The following is a 626-nucleotide window of genomic DNA, read 5'->3' as shown; positions in this document are numbered from 1 at the left end:
GCCTGGCGCCTGGCCGCCCGGCGGCTGGTGGGCCGGTGCCGTGCCGGGCGCCGTGGCCTCCCTGCTGCTGGCCGGGCTGCCGCTGCGCCTGCCGCAGCAATACCTGCGCTTCGTGGCGCTGAAGGACCTGGTGGGCGTCATCGGCGCCAGCATCGGGGGCGCCGCCATCTTTTCCGTGGTGTCGCATGCGGCGGGCGCCTGGGTCTCGCCCAACCCGGCCTTTCCGCTGCTGCATGCCGGCATTCTCTCCGCCGCCCTGCTGATCCCGCGCGTGCTGGGGCGGCTGAGCCAGACGCACCGCGTCGGCCGCCTCTCCGAGGCCCCGGCCCAGCCGGTGCTGCTGCTCGGCACCGGCGATGCCGCCGACCTCTTCATCCGCGCGCTCATCCAGCAGCGGGCGCCGGGCTACCGCGTCATGGGCATCCTGGCGCCGCGCTCCCGCGCCGCCGGGCGCCGCATCCATGGCTACCCGATCCTCGGCGCCATCGAGGATGCCGGGGCGCTGCTGGACCGCCTCCGCGCCGCCGACCGCCTGCCCGCCGCGCTCGTCCTGGCCGACCCCGACCTGCATGGCGAGGCGCTGGAAGACGTGCTGGACGCCGCCGACCGCCACGGCGTGCCGGTCA

The 626-nt window shown here is 76.5% G+C and carries 1 protein-coding gene; it reads left to right on the top strand.

Features of this window, described 5'->3' with window-relative positions; all coding sequences use genetic code 11:
• Nucleotides 1-626, top strand: a 626-nt coding sequence (locus IBL25_RS26540) for a nucleoside-diphosphate sugar epimerase/dehydratase (protein WP_367615701.1), incomplete at both ends; no start/stop codon positions are given.

It is taken from the genome of Pseudoroseomonas ludipueritiae (genome assembly GCF_014490445.1).
GTDB classification, from domain to species: Bacteria; Pseudomonadota; Alphaproteobacteria; order Acetobacterales; family Acetobacteraceae; genus Pseudoroseomonas; species Pseudoroseomonas ludipueritiae.
This window is presented reverse-complemented; position numbering and strand designations above follow the sequence as displayed.